Genomic DNA, 21,501 nt, shown 5'->3' on the forward strand with positions numbered 1-21,501 from the left:
AAGGCGCCTCTTTTTCGTTTTTTATTTACTTTTTTTGGCTAATCAACACTCGTGTTCCAAACCAACAAATGTTGTACACACCTAAATGTTCCCGTCAAACATAAACGGTAAATAGCACGAGTGGAAATTGGAGCAACTCTCCAATTTTCCTCGTGTTTTTTGTTTGAAAAAGTTAGAGAAAAAGCAAGGGGAAGGCAAGAGAAAATTCGGAAAAAGTCCGAAAGTACAGGGTTTTAGAGAAAAAAGCAGGAAAACCCCCTCGCTAACCTCCTGATTCCTGTCATTTCATTTACCAACTATGTTTTCCTAAAAAATCTGATTTCTTACAATAAATAGGAGAAAGGCAGGGATGACAAGGGTTTGAGAGAAGGGCGAGGAAGGTGTACGGAAGGTTTATTTTTGACGACTACACATAGCCCTTGGAAAAGGAGGTCAATTATCTGTGAAAACAATCGCCATTATTGAAGATGATGGACATATCGGAAATATTCTGGCACAGAGGCACTATTATTATTTCAGCAGTGGACACTAGATTTGGTGTTGCTTGATTTAATGCTTCCTGGACTATCTGGAGAGGAATTACTTCCCAAAATTAAAGGTATTCCCGTGCTTGTAGTCAGTGCCAAGGTTAGTATTGATGATAGAGTCAATCTTCTGCTAGGGGGCGCTGCCGACTATGTAACCAAGCCCTTTGACATGAAAGAATTGTTGGCTCGTATTACCGTTCAGCTTCGCAGTGGAAGTAACAATTCCTCCATGCTGACCGTAGGCGATTTGGTTTTAAAAGTGGCAAAATGAAAATTAAAACTGAACGATTAAGTATTATAGCCCTTACTCCCGAACGTTTGTTGCCTGTTTTGTTACTGCGTCTTAGATAATAAATACTCTCTTACTGTTTTAATCAATCTTTTTTCAAAACGAGAGGGTCCATTCTATATTTAAAATCAACGTCCACACCCTGCTTTTAATCAAACTTTATTCCAAAGTTACAAATGTGTTTCTGTCAAACATAAACGGTAAATAGCACAGGTCTTGGCTTGTTCATTGCGAAGAATATTATGGACAGCATAATACAGATAATTTTTGAAGACCGTTTGCCAAGTGGGGCGAACAAGCTCATTAAGAAAGGTTAACTTTGAGTGCATAATTTAAGAGAGAATTAATAATTATCCTACTTATTTTTTAAGAAGTTTCACCTAGACTTTAAGCCAAGAAGAATAGGAGGAAACTGAGGAATGAAGAAGTGGTTTTTTTTATTTTTATTACTATTATTTTTGTGTTTAATTTTCATAAATGAATTAAATACTCTAGATTCTAAACTGCCGGATGGGCTTTACCATATCGTTTCTGAGCGAAGCGAACAGCTAATCCAACAGGCAAAGACAAAAGGAATAGAGGTTATGATTACGGATGATTTTCGCAGTTTTGAAGAACAAGATCGTCTTTATGCAAAAGGAAGAAGTACGGAAGGTGAAATTATTACACACGCCCAAGGAGGCGAATCGTTCCATAATTATGGATTAGCCATTGATTTTGCTATACTAAATCAAAAACAACAACCTATATGGGATATGACTTACGATGGCAACGGAAACGGAAAGTCGGATTGGTTGGAAGTTGTTTACATTGCGAAAAAAATAGGATTTGAATGGGGAGGAAACTGGCAGGGATTCAAAGATTATCCCCATTTACAAATGGATTTTGGACTGAGCATACATGATTTACAACGTGGAGAAAGGCCCCCTGAGCAATCTTTATATCCGGGAAAATAAGAAGGTAGCGACTGCTGAATGTAAGGTATTTACTAATACTTCTCTTAGTAAAGATGAGCAAAGCTGAAGTTGTATATAAAGATTACATCTAATGAATAGTGAAAAGATAGAAGTGTGGCTTTAAAATAAGATTGCGTCGTTTATAAAAAAATTGAGAAGCTTTACCCCTTTGGTTATTATTTAGCCAAAGGGATGTTTTTTATGTCGAAACGAAAAAGAATCACTCAAATTGAGAAATGGATAAAAGAAGGTCGAGGCTATAGCATTTGTATAGATTATAAGCCGTGGTTAAAAATCGTACAAGATAATTATGAGGTACATTACATTATCTTAAGAGCGAATAAAGAAGAAACAATGAAACGAGCAATTAATCGTACCAAATTGGACGAAGATGCCAACATTGAATTGGTAGAAAAAATGTGGGAGCAATGGTAGAATCGCACGAAGAGAATTGGACTTTTCCAGCCAATTTCCTTCGTGTTTTTTCTTTTCACGAGATAAAATTCTTTATAACTTAATAAGTACACCAAAAAACAGTATCAGCTACCGATTGGAAGTCGGATACTTTTATGAAATGTAGTAAAATGTCCGTTTCGTTCACTCCAACATATTCATCTGTATCAACATTATAATATTGAACGAGCTCAACTTGATAAACGCCATTCTCGATCTCAATTTTATAAGTAGAGCAATTTTTGTCAGGTACTTTCTCATCTTCAAATTGTGCAGATATGGTAAGACAGTCATAATCAACCAAATATAATTGATTATCTGTTACTTTGATGTATCCTACCGCCTTTCGAAAATAGGGTGGATTCATTTCTTTGACTCCTATTTTTACGTCAACATTCTAAGAATGCTCTATTTCTTCTTCCGTCATTTGGCATACTAAAATATGTCCCATTTTCATTTCGTTTCCAAAATGCTGCAGGAGAATATCTAACTCCCAATCTTCATCCACGAATGATTTGTATTGATCAGTATTAACTAGTCCAATAAAATTTGTATCACCGAAATTCATATAAAATTTCATCTGTATTCTCCCCTTGCCTTTTCATGAGAAATCCAGTCTTTCGTCAATTTGTTTTTTGAATAGTTTTCGAACATGCTCATCACAGCCCTTATACGGCATGATAAAGGGGTTGGATGTAAGCTGCTGCATTGTTACCTTTTGCTGCCCGCTTAGTGTATGCGTACATGGAAGCAGCAGTTTTAAACGGTCGTCTTTAAGCGGATAAAAGTCTACTGTCATTTTATCTTGTTTTAGGATAAAGCCTACATCAACCGTTCTTGTTTGAATCCAGTGGACAATTCCCTCGTACGGCCCTTCCAGCAATGTTACTTCAATATGAGGAAATTGTTGATTAAATCGGCGCAGAATGTGGGGTAGCCATTTGATTGTAACACTCCCAAATGTGCCAGTGCTGATCTTTCCTTTTTGCAGCCCGAGAATTCCTTCTGCAGAATTCCAAAAAAGAAGAATTGTTTTTTAACTAGTCAGATAGCAGAGAGGTGTATAAAATGGAAACTCACCATTAACAGAGAAAAGAGGAAAGAAATTGAAAAATAAGCTTGTAGTCATAGCAGGAGTGACGCAAGGTTTAGGGCGCGCTATGATTCATCGTTTTGATGAGTTGGGTTGGGTCGTTATGGGCTGTGGCCGAAATGAAAATGAAATAAAAGTAATCAGAAACCAGTTTCATCACAAACATGATTTCCAATCCATCGATATTTCAAATGAAAAGGCGGTTGCTAGCTGGGCAGCTGGTACGATCTCAAAATATGGGGCACCCGATATGCTGGTTAACAATGCATCCATCGTTAATAAAAAGGCGGCCCTTTGGAATGTTCCCGCAGAGGAATTTGCAGAAGTAATGAATAGTAACGTGAGCGGGACGGTGCATGTGATACGGTCTTTTGTTCCGGCAATGATTAAGAAGGAAAAAGGGATAATTATTAACATCAGTTCGAGTTGGGGCAGATATGGAGAAGCCGAACTGGCTCCCTATTGTGCTTCAAAGTTTGCGATTGAGGGGTTAACACAATCCATGGCATTGGAGTTACCTAAAGGAATGGCGGCAGTTGCATTGGACCCTGGCGGCGGTATTAACACGCCCATGCTGCATTCAAGTGCACCACAATTTGTTGACCAATCACCTACGGCTGAAAGCTGGTCGCACGTCGCGGTTCCTTTTATGTTAAGCCTTACTAAAAAAGATAATGGAAAGTCACTTACTTGTCCAAAGCCGTGATAAAAAGCAGCACAAACGATTGTTCTGGTTTGTGCTGCTACTGGCAGTATGTTTATATTACATTGCGGTTAAGCCGCCATCGACGATGAATTCAGATCCGGTTGAATAGCTTGACTCATCGGATGCTAAGTAAAGCACTAGATTCGAAACTTCTTCTGGCTGTGCCACGCGCTTCAGCGGAATGTGTTTAGAGAATTCATCTACCGCTGCTTTCGTATCTTCTTGCACGACCATTGGTGTGGCAATTACGCCTGGATGTACGGAGTTTACGCGAATGCCGTAAGCGGAGCATTCCATTACGGCTGCTTTTGTTATACCGCGTACAGCAAATTTTGTATCTGTATAACCTACTGCACCGCCGACAATTCCGTTCATGGATGAAATGTTAACAATTGAACCGCCACCTGCTTTTTGCATGGATGGAATAACTGCTTTCATGCCTAAAAATACGGAAACCTGGTTAATGTCCACGATGCGGCGGTATTCCTCTTCCGTTGTTTCTAAAATAGATTTTGCCATCGTAATACCGGCGTTGTTTACCAATACGTTCACATTACCAAATGCTTTTTCTGCTGCTTCTACGACAGCTGCCCAATCGTCAGAGTTTGTGACGTTTTGCTTTACGAATAAAGCGTTTTCGCCAAGTTCTGCGGCAAAAGCTTTTCCTTTTTCTTCATTTAAGTCCGTTAAAACGACTTTTGCACCTTCTTCAATGAATTTACGGGCATGTGCTGCGCCCATACCCTGAGCAGCACCTGTAATAATAGCAATTTTCCCTTCTAAACGTGCCATGTTGTGATTCCTCCTATTAACCTTATAGGTAGTGTGAAAAATTATAGTACACTTGTAAATTAACAATACATGAGGTTTTTGTCCATCAAAAAGCATCATGTCATAATAAGTTCAACAATACGCGTATTTTGGTATTGAAATTTGCTTCATAAAATGTCAAATCCTACGTGCTCTTGCAGCTCGTATCGCAGAAAAACCTTCAAGAACCAATCGGGACTGCGGTTTCCCCTTGCCTGCGCACTGCTTATTCGTGATTTTTATAATGCAATCGTCTCCTTATTATGGTAATGATAAGAATTAGTATTACCAAATGATGGTCTGCTAAATACCTGAATGATGGATATATGGAGATAGGATGGTAAGAAATGAATGATTTACCATGAGGATCTATCTGTATCTTTTTGTTCTTTTACTTCCAATATTTATTTTTTTGGGGGGATTCGATGAGCGAATTTTTGACGAACAAAAATCGGTCTGTTGTTATTCGTAAGGCTCAAGAAGAGGATGCGGAAGGCATAATCCGTTATTTAAATGTAGTTGCGGGCGAGTCAGACTTTTTGACTTTCGGGGCTGGCGAGTTTACGGTTTCCATAGAGGAGGAGCGCAGGTTTATTTCATCCACCTCCTCTCAGTCCAATTCGCTGATCCTTGTTGCGGTTTCAGAGGACGACCGTATTGTTGGCATGCTGACCTTCTTCGGGGGAGCGCGAAAGAGAACGGAGCACGTCGGAGAAGCCGGAGCCAGCGTTCTCAAAGAGTACTGGGGAGAGGGCATTGGCACAGCCCTGATGAATGTCTTTATGGATTGGGCAAGGAATACAGGAGTTGTGCAAAAGATCAATGGACGAACGCGCACAGACAACAAAACGTCGATACGGCTTTGTGAAAAATTCGGTTTTGTACAGGAAGGACTTTCAAAGAGAGAGTTCCAAATAAATGGTCAGTTCTATGACTTTATATTGTTTGGGTTAGAGATAAACGGAATGTAAATAGGAATCATTTGTCATTGTTGACTTTTTTTTAAAAAACTTTATAATAAGCATTGTAATTTTAAACTTTAAGGAGGATTATTAAAAAATGACACATTCGATAACATTACGTTTCCCAACTTTGAACCAGTAATTAAATATGGTCAAAGGCTCTGTATCTGTATGCAGAGTAAACGGGATAAGTCTGTCCTTTTTTAATAATCTTCATTTTAAATACAAATATGTATGATGAAGAAAGGCGGATCGTTTTGCCTTTCTTTATTTTTTGTATAATCCCCTTTTTGCTTTTGTAGAAGAGGTTATTTGGGGACAGCAATTCTAGCGTAATCTTTCCCTTTACTCTGAATCACAGACATATTGTCTGTGATTTTTTATTTTCTTTTTAAAATGATTGGGGACATTTTGGATCAGCTCGTATCGGTGAAGAATCGATACGCAACTACGTTAGGAGGTATCAATTGTAATGGAGAATAAAAATTGGAAACGAAAATTCTTTGCGATATATATAGGGCAGTTCTTTTCGTTAGTAAGTAGTGCAGCTGTTCAATTTAGTATCATCTGGTGGTTAACAGATACAACAGGTTCACCATTTGTATTAACACTAGCAGGATTGGCAGGGTTTTTGCCGCAAGCACTGGTTGGACCTTTTGCAGGAACATTGACGGATCGTTACTCTCGTAAAACAATCATGATCTGCGCAGATATGGCGGTTGCGCTCGGTAGTTTACTCTTATTTATATCGATGTATATTAGTGATCCCAGTATTGCCTTCGTCATTCTCGTGTTGCTTGTTCGTTCCCTGGCAACTGCCTTTCATATGCCGGCAATGCAAGCTTCTGTACCATTGCTCGCACCTGAAGAGCATCTTACCAAGGTTGCAGGTTGGAGTCAGATGGTGAGTTCCATTTCAAATATTGCAGGTCCCGCCGTGGGAATGGCTTTGCTGGCCGTTAGCTCACTTGAGTGGGTGTTATTATTAGATGTTTTGGGTGCTGTTATTGCGAGCAGCGTTTTACTGTTTATTCGTATCCCAAGGGTACCAGGGATAGAAGAAAAAGCTTATACCAGCTTTATTGCTGACATGAAAGAAGGGTACCATGCAATTATGAAGCATCCCGTATTGCTGAAGCTAACCATCATCATGACAGTTGTAGCCGTTCTGTACATTCCTCTTAGCACGTACTTTCCGCTTATGACACGTAATTACTTTGAAAAGGGTGTCGTGGAAGCCGGGATCGTCGAAAGTGTTTTTGCGATTGGATTAGTAGTCGGCGGTTTGGTGCTGGGTGTATTAGGAGATCGTTTCGATAAAATCAACACAATGGCAGTAGGGATAATGCTTATGGGCGTTGCGTTATTCCTTTCTGGTTTGCTCTCGCCATCCCTTTTCTATGTATTTGTTGTGTGTAGTGGTCTAGTAGGCATATCGGGTCCCTTATTCTCAGCTCCATTCTATGCTTATATCCAAACGGAAATAGAGATTCATTTACTTGGGCGAGTATTTAGCTTTGTGACAAGTCTCTCGTTGCTTGCTACACCAATAGGGTATGCGTTAGCTGGAGTAGTGATTGAATTAACAAGTGTAGCCACGCTATTTTCTATGGTAGGCATCCTCATTTTTCTCAGTGGAGTTATGGCAATCAAGGCAAAATAGGAGGAGAAATCCATGCAATTCTTATTCTTTTTTTGATACGAGCTTGAATGACACGCTCGTATCGATTCTACGCTATCGATACGAAATAGAAAAAATTTCGGAGGTAGCAAAATGGAACAACTATGTTTTGAATTAGAAAAGGTCGAAGTAATCTATTTAGATAAAGAAGTAGTAAAGATTGAAAGGGCAGCTGTACATCAATTTGACCGCATCGGTATCGTCGGAAAAAATGGTGCAGGAAAAAGCACAATACTAAAGCTACTGGCGGGTATTGTACAGCCATCAAGCGGGAAAGTGAATCGTCATGTGGACTGCGGTTATTTTGAGCAAATTAAAGCTCCAACAGCCACGGAAGCTGATCCAGCGTTACTCGGAAAATTAAATGTTCCGAAGCATTCCGAATGCTTAAGTGGCGGGGAGCAGACAAGGATGAAACTTGCACAAATGTTTACTCATCATTACGAAGCGTTACTTCTGGATGAACCAACAACACATTTGGATCAGGATGGTATTTCGTTTTTGCTTGATGAATTGCATTATTACTACGGGGCGCTTATAGTAATTAGTCATGACCGAGCTGTGTTAGATGAACTCGTCACAACAATTTGGGAAGTAGATGAGGGCAGGGTAAACGTTTATTCAGGAAATTACAGTGAGTACATGGCGCAAAAGCAAATAGAGCAGAAACAGCAAAGCCAAGCGTATGAACAATATATAAAAGAAAAGAGTCGACTGGAAAAAGCGGCCCGAGAAAAAATGAAAAAGGCTGAAAAAATTGCGCAAGCAGGAAAAATGTCAAAAAAAGAAGCAAGTGCAAAACCAAACCAAATGTTCATGACGAAATCGAAAGGAACGAGTCAAAAAGCCGTACAGCGGGCAGCCAAAGCGATTGAACATCGAAAGGAAAAGCTTCAGGAAATAGAGGCCGTTAAAGAAGAAAGACAAATTATGTTCCGTCAGTCGAAGGCAGTGGAGCTGCACAATAAGTTTCCCATTATGGCTGACAGACTCACTCTCCGTGTGAACGATAAAGTGTTGTTGGATGAAGTCAGTTTCCAGATGCCGCTGGGTAAAAACATAGCGATTACAGGCAGCAACGGTAGTGGAAAAAGTACATTACTTCACCACATTGCGAACAATGGTGAGGGTTTAATCATATCACCGAAAGCAAAAATCGGTTACTTCCAACAAATGGGCTATCAATGTACAAGCGATGAAACAGTACTGCAATTTTTGAAAAACCGCTCGGAATATGATGAAGGATTTTTACGAAGTGTTTTACATTCCATGCAGTTTGTTGGTACAGATCTATTAAAAAGTGTGAAGTCATTAAGTGGCGGAGAAGCGATTCGCCTTCAGCTTTGTCAACTTTTCTTAGGGGAATACAACATCTTATTATTAGACGAGCCGACTAACTTTTTAGATATTTATGCTATTGAAGCGCTAGAGAGGTTTATATCTGCATACGAAGGAACAATTATATTTGTATCCCATGATAAGAAGTTTATAAAAAATATAGCAGATCTCCAGTTCTCTATATTTGAGAAAAAAATACATGTGCTCTGAACATGAGCAAGCTTTATGCCCTTAGATATATTTTGTCTAAGGGTATTTTTTTCTGCGACGATAGAAGCATTGTTCTTCAAGAAGAAGTATACTATGAATATTCCCGTAACTTTCAATGAGGACAAAAAGTAAGATTTTTACTAACAGATATCGAGAGTAGAGGAGTAGTGAGGGGAAGCGATGCGTTCTGCCAATGCGGTCATGTCTTATCCAAGAATAAATGGAATCGTTATGGTTCTTACGGGAGCGGTGTTGTGGGGGATCTCAGGTACGGTTGCTCAGTATTTGTTTCAACAGCGGGGGTTTAGCCCGGAGTGGTTGGTGGTCATTCGCTTATTATTTTCAGGAATTCTTTTATTAGGGTTTGCTTATCGAAAAGAAAAGCAGCGCATATGGGGAATCTGGAAAAATAAACGCGATCTTGTAAGCCTTCTGTTGTTCAGCATCTTAGGGATGGTAGCTGTGCAGTATACATATTTTGCAGCTATTCACCACGGAAATGCCGCCACAGCTACCGTGCTTCAATATTTGGCGCCCGTGCTTATTACGTGCTATGTAGCGGTTCGTTCAAAACGGCTTCCTGTTCTAAAAGAAATAATAGCTGTCGTGTTAGCGCTTTTGGGAACCTTCCTTCTTGTGACACAGGGAAGCATTCATGCGTTATCAATGTCCGGGTGGGCATTATTTTGGGGACTTCTCTCGGCTGTTTCACTGGCTTTCTATACATTACAGCCCCATAAGCTCCTCGCCGCGTGGGGATCGATGATCGTAGTAGGATGGGGAATGCTGCTGGGGGGAGTCGGCTTTAGCTTCATTCATCCACCCTGGAGATTTGAAGGCCAATGGTCGACTCCCTCGCTTTTTGCCGTCCTATTTATCGTTGTATTTGGGACGCTCATTGCTTTTTACTGCTATTTAGAAAGTCTGACCTATCTGAGTGCCTCGGAAGCGAGTTTATTAGCGTGTGCGGAACCGCTGTCCGCCGCTGTGTTATCAGTCGTATGGCTGCAGGTAGCCTTTGGTCCCGTAGAGTGGGCCGGCACAGCGTGTATTCTAAGTACCATTGTGATTTTATCGATGGTGACAGATAAAGAGACGGTAAATTTGAATAGGAAGAAGCGCTAGTTGCTGTCTAAAAAGTCCCTTTACGCGTAAAATGCATACAAAACAAAAAGCCAAGCATGTTGATGTAACAGCATGCTTGGCCTTTTGCTTTATCAAGGCCTTGGCTGAAATATGACTTTTTGGACAGCCACTTTATTTTGGATTATCCTCGGTTCAAATGACAAAGAAGACATAAAATCGCTCAGATTTCATGAGTATTATTTTGCCTTTTTAGGTTGGGGCAGAGGAAGCATGGTTTGTCTTATTTTCGTATTTTATAATGGAATAGTTATATATTTGTAGTAAATATATAAAAAAACTAGCATGTAACGTTAAGGGTCCTTTACCACATTTTGTTGACATCCCTACAAAGCAGGAGGATTCGGTAGCATGAAAGAACTGATTGCAGTCAAGGAAGTCGCACCATTTACAACGCGTTCCGAAGAGTTCAGCCCATACGCCTGGTGCAAGCAGATGCTGGAGCACAATCCGGTGAGCTATCATGAAGGAACGAATACGTGGAATGTCTTTACATATGAAAATGTGAAGCGTGTGATTAGCGATTACGAACATTTTTCGAGCGTTCGCACCCGTACGACTATTGCGGTTGGTACGGATAGCGAGGACGGCTCTGTACCTGACAAGACCAATATTATTGATGCGGACCCACCTGAGCACAGAAAACGTCGTTCGCTGTTGTCGGCGGCCTTTACGCCGAGAAGTCTGCAGAATTGGGAGCCCCGTATTCAGGAGATTGTGGATGAACTGATTGGACAATTGGGGACCGATACTGAGATTGAGATCGTTCAATCGCTGACCAGTCCGCTTCCCATCATCATTATGTCTGATCTGATGGGTGTTCCATCAAAAGACCGGCTATTATTTAAAGAATGGGTAGATACGCTGTTTTTGCCGTTTAAGAGAGAAGAGGCGGAAGATATCAATCGCAAGAAGCAGATAGCTGCCAAAGAATATTATGAGTATTTATATCCGATCGTGGTAAAGAAAAGACAAAACCCCGCTGATGATATCATATCTGACTTACTGCAGGCAGAGGTGGACGGGGAGACCTTTACCGATGATGAAGTCGTGCGGACGACGATGCTGATTCTCGGAGCGGGTGTGGAAACGACCAGTCATTTGCTGTCCAGCACGTTTTATTCCTTATTATATGACGATGCGACACTGTATGAGGAATTGCATGATCATCCGGAATGGGTTCCGCAGGCGGTAGAAGAAATGCTCAGATACCGCTTCCAGCTATCTAAAATTGATCGTACAGTAAAAAAAGATAACGATCTATTAGGAGTGGAGCTAAAAAAGGGTGATGTTGTGATTGCCTGGCTGAGTGCGGCGAACTTGGACAAAGACATGTTTGAAGATCCGTTCACCGTCAACATTCACCGGCCTACGAACAAGAAGCATGTAACGTTTGGAAACGGGCCGCATTTTTGTCTGGGTGCGCCGCTCGCCCGTCTGGAAGCAAACATTGCGCTTACGTCCTTTCTCAAAAAGTACTCGCGCATTGAACCGCTTGCTGATTTTAACGTAGAAGATCATCTCACCGATTCAGCAACCGGTCAAACGCTGGTAACCCTTCCATTTAAGGCGTTTGTATAGGAATACACAAAGCAGGAGATCAAGATGTATTTGATCTCCTGCTTTTTTTTGTGGTATGAAAATACAATTGAACTTTTCTAGTAAATATGTATAATAGATGAGGGTTAAAAGTAAACTTCAAGTTCAGTAATAATAAACTTTATTGACTATATGTTTACTTATTATAAACAAGATTGAGGGCTAGACGATGCAAATCGGAAGAAAGATTAAAAATCTGCGATTGAAAAAAGGATTAACACAGGAAGAGCTTGGTGAACGTACTGACTTAAGCAAAGGGTACATCTCTCAGCTCGAACGGGATCTAAGCTCGCCTTCCCTTGAGACGTTTTTTGCTATTCTAGAGGTGCTTGGCTGTACGCCCAAGGAGTTCTTCGATGAAGAGGAACGCAAACAAAAGGTGGTATACAGTGAGGAAGAGCAGACCGCCTTTTATGATGAGGAGCGGGGCTATCACATTCAGTGGCTTGTTCCTGAATCAAATGAAAAAGAAATGGAACCGATTCGCCTGACGCTTGAGTCCGGCGGTGAGTTTAAGCAGTTTGAGCCTTCTCTTGCGGAAACGTTCGCTTATGTGCTGCGCGGACGTATTATGATTCGCCTGGGCAAGCATACGTATTATGCGAAAGCCGGCGAGGCGATTTATTTTCATGCATCAGATGAACACCAGATTATAAATGACTACGATGGACAATCGGAGGTACTACTTGTCGCAACGGAGTCGTACTTATAAAGTTTATTAGTAAATGATGATAGGGGGAGGCAGCTATGACAGATCGTACAATTATTCGCTTTGAACATGTAACCAAACAATATGATAATGATCCCGCCGTGCTAGACAACGTGAGCTTTGAGATTGAGCGTGGTAAATTCTATACACTGCTTGGGCCTTCCGGCTGTGGAAAGACAACGATTCTGCGGTTAATCGCAGGGTTTATTGAACCGTCAAAAGGGAGCATTTATTTTAACGGAAAAGTGATCAATCATGTGCCTGCCAATGAACGTCAGGTAAACACGGTGTTTCAGGATTATGCGCTGTTTCCTCACCTGAATGTGTTTGAAAACGTAGCGTTCGGCCTGCGCATCAAAAAGATGAAAAATGCGGAGATTACGGTCAAGGTGCAGGAAGCGCTCCGCTTCGTGAACCTGGAGGGCTACGAATCGCGCGAAATCAATGAGATGTCAGGCGGACAGCGGCAGCGTGTGGCGATTGCCCGTGCCATCGTGAATGAGCCGGAAGTGATTCTGCTTGATGAACCGCTGTCTGCGCTCGATCTGAAGCTTCGCACGGAGATGCAGTATGAACTGCGTGAATTGCAGCGCCGTCTGGGCATTACGTTTATCTTCGTCACGCACGATCAAGAAGAAGCGCTGGCGATGTCGGATGAAATATTTGTATTGAACAAAGGGAAAATTCAGCAGAGCGGCACGCCAACCGATATTTATGATGAGCCGATTAACCGATTTGTGGCGGACTTTATCGGTGAATCGAACATCATTCCCGGCAAGATGATTCAAGATTTCGAAGTAGAGTTTGCCGGGAAGAAATTTGAGTGTGTGGATCAAGGGCTTAATGTGAACGAGCCAGTCGAAATCGTAATTCGTCCCGAGGATTTGGAGATTACCAAGCATGATCAGGGCAAGTTGAAGGTTCGTGTCGACTCCCAGCTTTTCCGCGGCGTACACTACGAGATCTCCTGCTATGATGAAGATGGTAATGAATGGCTTGTACACTCCACTAAGAAGGCAACTGTCGGAGACTGGATCGGCTTGTATTTTGATCCGGAAGCCATTCATGTTATGCGCTTTGGAGAGACGGAAGAGGAATTCGATAAGCGCTTAGAGGCGTATGATGAGGTCGAACATGCAGAGTAGAACACGTGCCGTCTATTTCATTCCATACTTGTTGTGGATGGCGCTGTTTGTTATTGCGCCCGTCCTTCTTATTTTGTATTATTCTTTTTTTGATATTGAAGGTAACTTCACGCTGGGAAACTATGAGAAGTTTTTTACCCCGGTCTATTTGCAGATGGCGCTCAGCTCCTTCTGGTATGCGCTGCTCATTACCGTGTTTTCGCTTTTGATCGCTTATCCGACCGCGTACCTGCTGACGAAGACGAAGCACAAGCAGCTCTGGCTTTTGCTTATTATTTTGCCGACATGGATTAACCTGCTGCTTAAGGCGTATGCTTTTCTCGGTATTTTCGGCACATATGGACCCGCGAATGCATTGCTTGAAGTTTTAGGGATCGGCAGCCAGCAAATCTTGTTTACCGACTTTAGCTTTGTGTTCGTTTCTGTATATATTTTTATTCCATTTATGGTGCTGCCCATTTATAACGCTCTTGAAGAACTGAATCCGTCGCTCGTATATGCGGCGCGTGATCTTGGTGCATCGGCTTGGACAACTTTTCGCCGCGTCATCTTTCCGCTGACGCTCGATGGCGTAAAGTCAGGCTGTCAGGCTGTTTTTATTCCGGCCCTATCCCTGTTTATGATTACACGTCTGATTGCGGGAAACCGGGTCATTACGCTTGGCACAGCGATTGAGCAGCATTTCCTTGTCACGCAGGATTGGGGCATGGGTTCAACGATTGCTGTCTTCTTAATTATTGCGATGGCGATTATTATGATCGTCACAGGGAATAGGAAGTGAGGGGTGCAGTATGAAACGTAATGGAACATTTGCCAACATCTATCTTATTTTCGTTTTCTTTATTCTGTATGCCCCGATCTTCTATTTGATGTTCTATTCCTTTAACAGCGGTGGCTCGATGCGTGAATTTGAAGGATTTACGCTTGAGTGGTATAAGGAGGTATTTGCAGATACGCGCCTTCTTATTATTGTGCTGAATACGCTTGTGATTGCACTGTTGTCATCTGCGATCGCTACGATTCTCGGCGTGATCGGTGCGCTTGCTATTATGTATGCGAGAAGACGGCGGGTAAAAAATACGATGCTTGCGCTCAATAATGTACTAATTGTAAGCCCGGATGTAATTATTGGTGCATCGTTTTTGATTCTGTTTACAATGGTGGGGATTAAGCTCGGCTTTACATCGGTGCTGCTCTCCCATATTGCGTTTAGCATCCCGATTGTCGTGCTGATGGTACTGCCGAAGCTGCAGGAGATGAGTCCGACGCTGATCGATGCGGCGCGTGACCTTGGAGCAAGCCGATTCGATATTCTTTGGAAAGTAGTACTGCCGTTCATTACACCGGGGATATTTGCCGGATTTTTTATGGCGCTGACGTATTCACTCGATGATTTTGCCGTGACGTTTTTTGTCACAGGCAATGGCTTCTCAACATTGTCGGTTGAGATTTATTCCCGGGCAAGACAAGGGATTTCGTTAAGTATTAATGCGCTGTCGACATTGATCTTCTTATTTACCATTGTGCTTGTGATCGGCTATTACTTCATTAATCAGCGCAACAGCCGAATGAGCGGAATGGGGGTTAGAAAATGAAGCAGCTTGTTCGTTCCTTTGCCGCAATATTTATTGTTTCGTTCGCTCTGCTGTATATGACTACGTATCTGAATTCGTCACAGGGCTATTCAGGCAGCAATACATTAACGATTTATAACTGGGGCGATTATATCGACCCTGATCTGGTGAAGCAGTTCGAAAAAGAAACCGGCATAAAAGTAATCTATCAGACATTCGATTCCAATGAGGCGATGATGACGAAGATTGCGCAAGGCGGTACAACTTTCGATGTGGCGGTTCCATCGGAATACGCCATCAGTAAAATGAAGGAAGAGAAGCTGCTGCTTCCGCTTGATCATGCGAAGCTGCCCAATCTAAAGTATATCAATCAGCGTTTCATGAATTTGTCGTTTGATAAGAACAATCAGTATTCGGTACCGTACTTCTGGGGGACGGTCGGTATTATTTATAATCCGGAGATGCTCAAGGGAAAAGAGATGACCAGCTGGAATGATCTGTGGGATGAAGATTTGCGCAATAACATTCTGCTGGTGGACGGAGCCCGTGAAGTGATGGGCATGGGGCTTAATAGCCTTCATTACTCGCTCAACGATACGAATGAAGCGCATCTGCAAGAGGCCAAGCAGAAGCTCGATACGTTAACGCCGAATGTGAAAGCGATCGTCGGTGATGAGATTAAGATGCTGCTTGCCAACGAGGAAGCGGCTGTTGGTGTCGTCTGGTCCGGGGATGCCTCCGAGATTATGGATGAGAATGAGAAGCTTGATTATGTTGTGCCGAAGGAAGGCTCGAATCTGTGGTTTGATAATATGGTCATTCCGAAGACAGCACGAAATCTGGAGGGCGCCCATCAGTTTATCAACTTCATGCTGGAGCCGGAGCATGCGGCACAGAATGCTGAATACGTTGGTTATTCGACGCCGAATGAGAAAGCGATGGAGTATTTACCGGAGGAGATCGCAAGTGATACACGGTTCTATCCGGAGCCGTCTGTAACAGAGAAGCTTGAAGTGTATGAGAATCTCGGTAAGAAAATGCTGGCCCACTATAATGAGCTGTTCCTCGAATTTAAAATGCATAAGAAATAAAGGAAAGAAGCATGGCGGCGGCCATGCTTCTTTTGTGCAGAAAAAGCCGATTTACTCATCCGTTCTAGCTGGTATATAATGATGTGGAAATTTTTATCAATTCTATGAGGTTAGGGGAGAGAACATGCGTATCCTTGTTATTTTAGCCCATCCGAATCCAGGTAGCTTTAATCACGCGATTGCTGATGTTGTCATCCGAACAGCAGAAGAACATATGCACATAGTTATGTACCATGATCTCTATCAAGAAGGATTTGACCCGCTGCTTCCGGCAGATGAGATTAGCGGTAGAGGAAGCGATCCGATGATTCATCAGCACTGCCAAGAGCTTATGGAAGCGGACGGCATTGTCATCATCCATCCGAACTGGTGGGGGCAGCCACCGGCTATGATGAAAGGATGGATGGATCGCATTCTTCGTGTGGGTGTAGCGTATACCTTCACTTCAAGCGGGCAGCCGATAGGATTGTTACAGGATAAAAAAGCACTTGTACTCAATACGTCCAATACGCCGGAAGAAATTGAGGTCAATACATACGGTGATCCGCTGGAATGGTTATGGGGCAAGTGTACATTTAACTTTTGTGGGGTCAAGAAGTTTCAACGGAAGATGTATAAAGAAGTCATGATAAGTACACCGGAACAAAGGCAATGGTGGCTTGAGGATGTGAAGCAGACGGTTGCAGGCTTTATTCGTTAGAACGCTTTCCTTAAGAATTTTAAAAAAGAGATGAAAGGAGGGAAGATAAAATGAATCGAACCGACCGATTGCTTGCGATTATGCTGGAGTTAAGGAAAAGAAAATTTTGTCGAGCGGAAGACCTGGCAGATACATTTGAATTGTGCAAACGTACGATTTATCGTGATATGCAGGCGTTGAGCGAATCGGGTGTGCCGCTTATCTCCATTCCAGGGAAAGGGTATTCGCTGCTTGCAGGTCATTTTCTTCCGCCGATTCATCTAACACCGGAAGAAACCATGACATTGTTGGTAGGAAGCAGATATGTGGAGCAGAATCTCGATCAAGCTTTTCGCTGTCATGCACGTACGGCTCAGGATAAGCTGACCGCTATTCTTCCGGAGCAGAAGCGAGAAGAGGTAGAGCGGCTAAAGGAAGCGATGCGATTTCTTCCGCAGCCATCGATGTGCGAGAATGCTCACTACAATGAGTATGAGCATAAAATTCATATCCTGCGCACCGCGATTTTGGAGGGCCAGGTCATAGCGTTTGATTATCGTAAGCGTTTTGCAGCCAAGGAAGAGGAAACGCAGCGGCGGACTGTGCATCCGTATGGATTGGTGAATATCTCGGGGATATGGTATCTAATCGCTCATTGTTTGCTGCGGCAGCGTATTCGACATTTCCGGCTTGAACGAATGGGAGAACCAGTATGGGAAGTGGAGACGTTTCGCAGGCCGGATTCCTTTCGCCTGCAGGAATATATTCCCGATGATGCCCGTCCCCTCTCCGTTCAGCTCATTTTTGATCCTTCGGTACGAGAGCGGGTGATGGAAACTCGCTACTTCTATGCTTATGCATATGAGGATCGGGTGGACGGTTTGTATGTTACGCTCAAGGTTCGGCAGGAAGAAGAGGTGTTCCATTGGCTGCTAAGCTGGGGAAGCAAGGTAAAAGTCGTGTCCCCGCTATCCCTTGCCGAAAAAATTAGAGAAGAAGCAAAAGCAATGCTGACATAAAGGTGTCAGCAGCACCCGGCTATACTGGTCACATACCTATTGTAAAGGAGCCGGGAAAATGAAAACCATTTTAAAAGAGTTCGAAGAGATCGCTACGTATTATATTCATGCATTAGAGGGTTACACACCTGAAGAGTTCAGGCGCAAGCCCTCAGCAGAGGAATGGTCGATGAGCCAGCTGTACAATCATTTAATTACAGCTGCTTTTCATATGCAGATCAAAGGCATTGAGGACTGTGAACAGATGCAGCACCCATCCCAGGGAGAGAAAACAGCAGCAGCAGCTGCTATTTTTGCTGCCGGTGTATTCCCGCCCATTAAGGTTAAAGTGCCTTCCAAGCCGGGCTATACACCGGACTATTCAACAGATAAGGAGGAGATTACGGAGCGTCTATATCAGGTAATCGAGGAGATGCGCAGCATAGAGGAGCGGCTGTCTACCATTCCGGAGGATAGCAAAGTGCAGCATCCGGCTTTTGGCTACTTGAATGCGGTGGAGTGGTTCCGTCTTGTTCCGATGCATTTTACGCATCATCTGCGGCAGAAGGAAGCGATTGACCGTTTTCTAAGACATACAGCATAAAATTTGAACCAAATGGCTAGGTAGCTACGTAGTGGTATAGGGAAAGTAGAACTCTAACCACTAAAAAAGGAACAGGTTGTAAGGAAGGTAGGTATGCCGCTAATAACGAAAGAAAAAAGGGCAACAAAACGTCATACGCTGCAAAAACGGCTCGTGCTTTTAGTGTGTGCGCTGTTCCTTATTCCCGTGTTCTATGCTGGTGCTGCGCATCTCGCGATTATGAATACGGCGAAGCAGCATCCGTCCTCTCATGCAGCGTATATGATGATTCTTGGTGCGGGTCTTTGGGGAGAGCGTATGTCACCGTCTCTTCAATATCGGATGGATACAGGGCTCTCTTATCTAAAGCAAAACCCGCAAACAAAAGTCATTGTTACCGGAGGACAGGGTGTAGGCGAAGACTTGCCGGAAGCGGTAGCCATGCAACGTTACCTGGTGGACAACGGCATTGCACCTGAGCGAATTCTAGTAGAGGATAAGGCGCAGACAACAGCAGAGAATATTCGGTTTTCCAAGCCGCTTATGAAATCGGACCATGTGGTAATTGTGACGAACGACTTCCATGTACTGCGTGCGAAGCTATTGGCTGAACGAGCGGGTATGACAGTGGAGACGCTTGCAGCGCCGACACCGGATTCGGTGAAAGCCAAATTATTTATGCGCGAATATGCTGCTCTTTTGAAGTCGTGGTGGTTTGATTAGTGCTATATGTGGGCTTTGATGCAAAAAGGACGTCTCTTACTAGAGAGGCGTCCCTTTTTTGTTAGAGTAGCTGTGTATGGCACTTACAGCTTGAAGTTTTGTACTCTTGTTAGCGGATATTTTCCGCCAGGAAGGTATTTTTTTGCTCCTGACTCAAATTGAATATAGAGGTAGCTGCCGTTCTGCGCCAAATTTTGCGAGAGGGGCGGCATGGTAATGGAGTCTTTTAGGCGTGATTTGCTAAGATTCCAGTCCGGTACTTTTTTTCCGTTGATTTTGCGGTATTCGTCCGGTTTATTCTTTAATACATTTTTATAGCGTAACAGCTTACTGTCTTTGCTTCGGCCAAAGGATTGGCTGAGAATAATTTCATTGCTGCGTACGGCAATGCCTTGAATATAATGCGGAATCGTGAGAGAGTAGTTTGGCGTACTAGACGTCGGACGGTCTGTTTTACTGCTAAGCTTGTAGCCGACTACGTGTGTAACTCCTTTCTCTACGAAGCTGCCTACCCAAAGTACACCACCTGAGTACGAGGTGAAGGAAGCTTTGGTCGGTGTTTTGAACGTGGCGTCGAATACCAGATTAGCATTATCTTTGCTGTTCAATACTTTGCTTAGACTGAGGCGGTGCAGTTTGCCTTCAGAAGACACCCAGACGTGCTTCTTGCTGGCCGCAACACCCCCGGCATGTCCCGTATAGGGCTTTCCTTTAGCAGAGTAGAGATGAACATTCTTCTTAAACTTCTTTTCACTTGCATCCGTAATAGAGATGCTACCTGGCTTTCCGTCATCACGATAGTGAGACATTAGAATTTTATCATGGCTTTTCACATACGTAATGCCCTGTGGGACATATCCTTTTGTCAGGCCCGGAATCTTAACACCTGGCGAAGATTTCGACCAGAACTCCTTATAATGATTGGCGGCTTGTGCCTGTGGTGTCGAGAATCCAGCAAGTCCAATGCATACGAGCGAAAACATGAGTGTGAAGGAAAGCAGTAAACGCAGCTTCTTCAATTCATTCCCCTCCTTGTTTTCAGAATACGTATGAGTGTAGCGGATCACGGCGAAAATTTCCATGGTATTGTCAGAAAATAATAAATTAGGTTAGTATGACATAAGAAGGAAGATAGAGATAAGAAGATTACGAAGGTGGGGAGTACAACATGCGGCCTATTATATATGGAATATTGGCATCTTTTTTCTTCGCTTTTACATTTGTCTTGAACCGGGCGATGGATGTGGCAGGTGGGCATTGGATATGGAGTGCTTCGCTTCGTTACATATTCATGGTACCTTTTTTATTTTTAATTGTAGCGAAGCGAAGCAGCCTTACGAAGCTATTTTCACATATGCGCAGCTATCCCGGATCGTGGGTACTATGGAGTTTTACAGGGTTTGTCCTATTTTACGCACCGCTAAGTTTTGCGGCAGCATACGGACCAGGCTGGTTGATTGCCGGGACATGGCAGGTGACAATTATTGCGGGTTCTTTGCTTGTTCCGCTGTTTTATGAGCGTATAACCACACCGAATGGAACGATAAGGGTAAGGGGGAAGCTTCCGCTTAAGGGTCTATTTTTATCCTGCATCATTTTAGTAGGTGTAGCCGTGATGCAGATCGAGCATGCCAAAAGCATTTCGCAGGCGGCACTTTTGCTGGGGATTCTTCCGGTGGTGTTGGCTGCCTTTGCCTATCCGCTTGGAAATCGGAAAATGATGGAGGTATGCGGGGAAGACATCGACGCCTATCAGCGTGTATTAGGTATGATGCTAGCAAGCATGCCGTTCTGGCTTCTATTAGCCGGTATCGGATGGGTTGTTGCAGGGCCTCCAAGCATGGGACAGACCATGCAATCTATCGTTGTGGCAGTGAGCTCCGGCGTGATTGCGACCATCCTCTTTTTTGCGGCGACCGATATGGTGCGAGGTGATACGCATAAGCTGGCAGCTGTAGAAGCGACCCAATCGGGTGAGGTATTATTTGCTTTGCTCGGTGAAATACTGATTCTCTCTACACCACTTCCTACCTTCTGGTCATGGATCGGAATGCTTCTTGTTGTGCTTGGTATGGTTTTGCATAGCTTCTATTCACATGGACCAGCTACGAAAAAATCACCATCCATTATGCCGGAGAAGGCTACATAAAGCAGCGTGGATGATCAGACAAAAAAACTTTGTTATAGAATTCCATAATATGATATGGTATGAAAAGCTATAAGGAATTTTTT

Annotated in this window: 23 protein-coding genes and 1 pseudogene; 20 read left to right on the forward strand and 4 right to left on the reverse strand. The window is 43.1% G+C overall.

From position 1 onward, the window contains the following. Positions 1–537: 537 nt before the first annotated feature. The 3 genes from AB3351_RS23285 (at position 538) to AB3351_RS23295 (ending at position 2,207) form a co-directional block, all read left to right on the forward strand. Positions 538–798, forward strand: coding sequence for a response regulator transcription factor (locus AB3351_RS23285; protein WP_371149535.1), 261 nt, complete (start codon positions 538–540; stop codon positions 796–798). 437 nt (positions 799–1,235) lie between these two features. Next, positions 1,236–1,772, forward strand: a complete 537-nt coding sequence (locus AB3351_RS23290; protein WP_371149505.1) for a M15 family metallopeptidase — start codon at positions 1,236–1,238, stop codon at positions 1,770–1,772. Between the two features lie 201 nt (positions 1,773–1,973). After that, entirely contained in the window at positions 1,974–2,207 is a 234-nt protein-coding gene (locus AB3351_RS23295) for a hypothetical protein (RefSeq protein WP_371149539.1), read from the forward strand. Between the two features lie 79 nt (positions 2,208–2,286). On the opposite strand, the pseudogene AB3351_RS23300 reads toward AB3351_RS23295, so the two are convergent. Further along, positions 2,287–2,793 (reverse strand): annotated as a pseudogene (locus tag AB3351_RS23300) (hypothetical protein). Positions 2,794–2,826: 33 nt separating this feature from the next. Further along, positions 2,827–3,255, reverse strand: a complete 429-nt coding sequence (locus AB3351_RS23305; protein WP_371149536.1) for a LysR family transcriptional regulator substrate-binding protein — start codon at positions 3,253–3,255, stop codon at positions 2,827–2,829. Between the two features lie 76 nt (positions 3,256–3,331). Here AB3351_RS23305 and AB3351_RS23310 point away from each other — a divergent pair, with 76 nt between their 5' ends. Then, positions 3,332–4,024, forward strand: coding sequence for an SDR family oxidoreductase (locus AB3351_RS23310; RefSeq protein WP_371149506.1), 693 nt, complete (start codon positions 3,332–3,334; stop codon positions 4,022–4,024). A gap of 57 nt (positions 4,025–4,081) precedes the next feature. Here the strand turns inward: AB3351_RS23310 and AB3351_RS23315 are convergent, their stop codons facing one another. Continuing rightward, the gene (locus AB3351_RS23315; protein WP_371149507.1) at positions 4,082–4,816 is read right to left on the reverse strand and encodes a glucose 1-dehydrogenase; all 735 of its coding nucleotides are present in this window, start codon (positions 4,814–4,816) and stop codon (positions 4,082–4,084) included. 443 nt (positions 4,817–5,259) lie between these two features. On the opposite strand from AB3351_RS23315, the gene AB3351_RS23320 reads away from it, so the two are divergent. The 15 genes from AB3351_RS23320 (at position 5,260) to AB3351_RS23390 (ending at position 19,269) form a co-directional block, all read left to right on the forward strand. Further along, positions 5,260–5,805, forward strand: coding sequence for a GNAT family N-acetyltransferase (locus AB3351_RS23320; RefSeq protein WP_371149508.1), 546 nt, complete (start codon positions 5,260–5,262; stop codon positions 5,803–5,805). Positions 5,806–5,893: 88 nt separating this feature from the next. Then, complete coding sequence (locus AB3351_RS23325) at positions 5,894–5,938, forward strand: erythromycin resistance leader peptide (protein WP_371149537.1); 45 nt, start codon at positions 5,894–5,896, stop codon at positions 5,936–5,938. A gap of 330 nt (positions 5,939–6,268) precedes the next feature. Beyond that, entirely contained in the window at positions 6,269–7,459 is a 1,191-nt protein-coding gene (locus AB3351_RS23330) for an MFS transporter (protein ID WP_371149509.1), read from the forward strand. Between the two features lie 111 nt (positions 7,460–7,570). Next, complete coding sequence (locus tag AB3351_RS23335) at positions 7,571–9,025, forward strand: Msr family ABC-F type ribosomal protection protein (RefSeq protein ID WP_371149510.1); 1,455 nt, start codon at positions 7,571–7,573, stop codon at positions 9,023–9,025. A 180-nt stretch (positions 9,026–9,205) separates the two neighbouring features. Then, positions 9,206–10,150 (forward strand): DMT family transporter, encoded by a 945-nt coding sequence (locus AB3351_RS23340; protein ID WP_371149511.1) that lies wholly within the window; start codon positions 9,206–9,208, stop codon positions 10,148–10,150. Between the two features lie 369 nt (positions 10,151–10,519). Then, complete coding sequence (locus AB3351_RS23345; protein ID WP_371149512.1) at positions 10,520–11,749, forward strand: cytochrome P450; 1,230 nt, start codon at positions 10,520–10,522, stop codon at positions 11,747–11,749. Between the two features lie 187 nt (positions 11,750–11,936). Further along, positions 11,937–12,479 (forward strand): helix-turn-helix domain-containing protein, encoded by a 543-nt coding sequence (locus AB3351_RS23350; protein WP_371149513.1) that lies wholly within the window; start codon positions 11,937–11,939, stop codon positions 12,477–12,479. A 35-nt stretch (positions 12,480–12,514) separates the two neighbouring features. Beyond that, positions 12,515–13,621, forward strand: coding sequence for an ABC transporter ATP-binding protein (locus AB3351_RS23355; protein WP_371149514.1), 1,107 nt, complete (start codon positions 12,515–12,517; stop codon positions 13,619–13,621). Then, a complete protein-coding gene (locus AB3351_RS23360; RefSeq protein WP_371149515.1) occupies positions 13,611–14,402 on the forward strand; it encodes an ABC transporter permease in 792 nt (263 codons plus the stop codon). The genes AB3351_RS23355 and AB3351_RS23360 overlap by 11 nt, the downstream gene beginning before the upstream one ends. Positions 14,403–14,412: 10 nt before the next feature. Further along, positions 14,413–15,216 (forward strand): ABC transporter permease, encoded by an 804-nt coding sequence (locus tag AB3351_RS23365; RefSeq protein ID WP_371149516.1) that lies wholly within the window; start codon positions 14,413–14,415, stop codon positions 15,214–15,216. Beyond that, positions 15,213–16,286, forward strand: a complete 1,074-nt coding sequence (locus AB3351_RS23370; protein ID WP_371149517.1) for an ABC transporter substrate-binding protein — start codon at positions 15,213–15,215, stop codon at positions 16,284–16,286. Before AB3351_RS23365 ends, AB3351_RS23370 begins: the two co-directional genes overlap by 4 nt. Before the next feature lie 124 nt (positions 16,287–16,410). After that, entirely contained in the window at positions 16,411–16,986 is a 576-nt protein-coding gene (locus tag AB3351_RS23375; RefSeq protein WP_371149518.1) for an NAD(P)H-dependent oxidoreductase, read from the forward strand. A gap of 50 nt (positions 16,987–17,036) precedes the next feature. After that, positions 17,037–17,984: a helix-turn-helix transcriptional regulator gene (locus tag AB3351_RS23380; RefSeq protein ID WP_371149519.1), complete on the forward strand. Its 948-nt coding sequence runs from the start codon at positions 17,037–17,039 to the stop codon at positions 17,982–17,984. Between the two features lie 58 nt (positions 17,985–18,042). Continuing rightward, positions 18,043–18,567: a DinB family protein gene (locus AB3351_RS23385; RefSeq protein WP_371149520.1), complete on the forward strand. Its 525-nt coding sequence runs from the start codon at positions 18,043–18,045 to the stop codon at positions 18,565–18,567. A 93-nt stretch (positions 18,568–18,660) separates the two neighbouring features. Beyond that, positions 18,661–19,269: a YdcF family protein gene (locus AB3351_RS23390; protein WP_371149521.1), complete on the forward strand. Its 609-nt coding sequence runs from the start codon at positions 18,661–18,663 to the stop codon at positions 19,267–19,269. Positions 19,270–19,352: 83 nt separating this feature from the next. Here the strand turns inward: AB3351_RS23390 and AB3351_RS23395 are convergent, their stop codons facing one another. Then, entirely contained in the window at positions 19,353–20,288 is a 936-nt protein-coding gene (locus tag AB3351_RS23395) for a hypothetical protein (protein ID WP_371149522.1), read from the reverse strand. A 149-nt stretch (positions 20,289–20,437) separates the two neighbouring features. On the opposite strand from AB3351_RS23395, the gene AB3351_RS23400 reads away from it, so the two are divergent. Next, a complete protein-coding gene (locus AB3351_RS23400; RefSeq protein WP_371149523.1) occupies positions 20,438–21,418 on the forward strand; it encodes a DMT family transporter in 981 nt (326 codons plus the stop codon). Positions 21,419–21,501: the final 83 nt, after the last annotated feature.

Source organism: Aneurinibacillus sp. REN35 (genome assembly GCF_041379945.2).
GTDB lineage: Bacteria > Bacillota > Bacilli > Aneurinibacillales > Aneurinibacillaceae > Aneurinibacillus.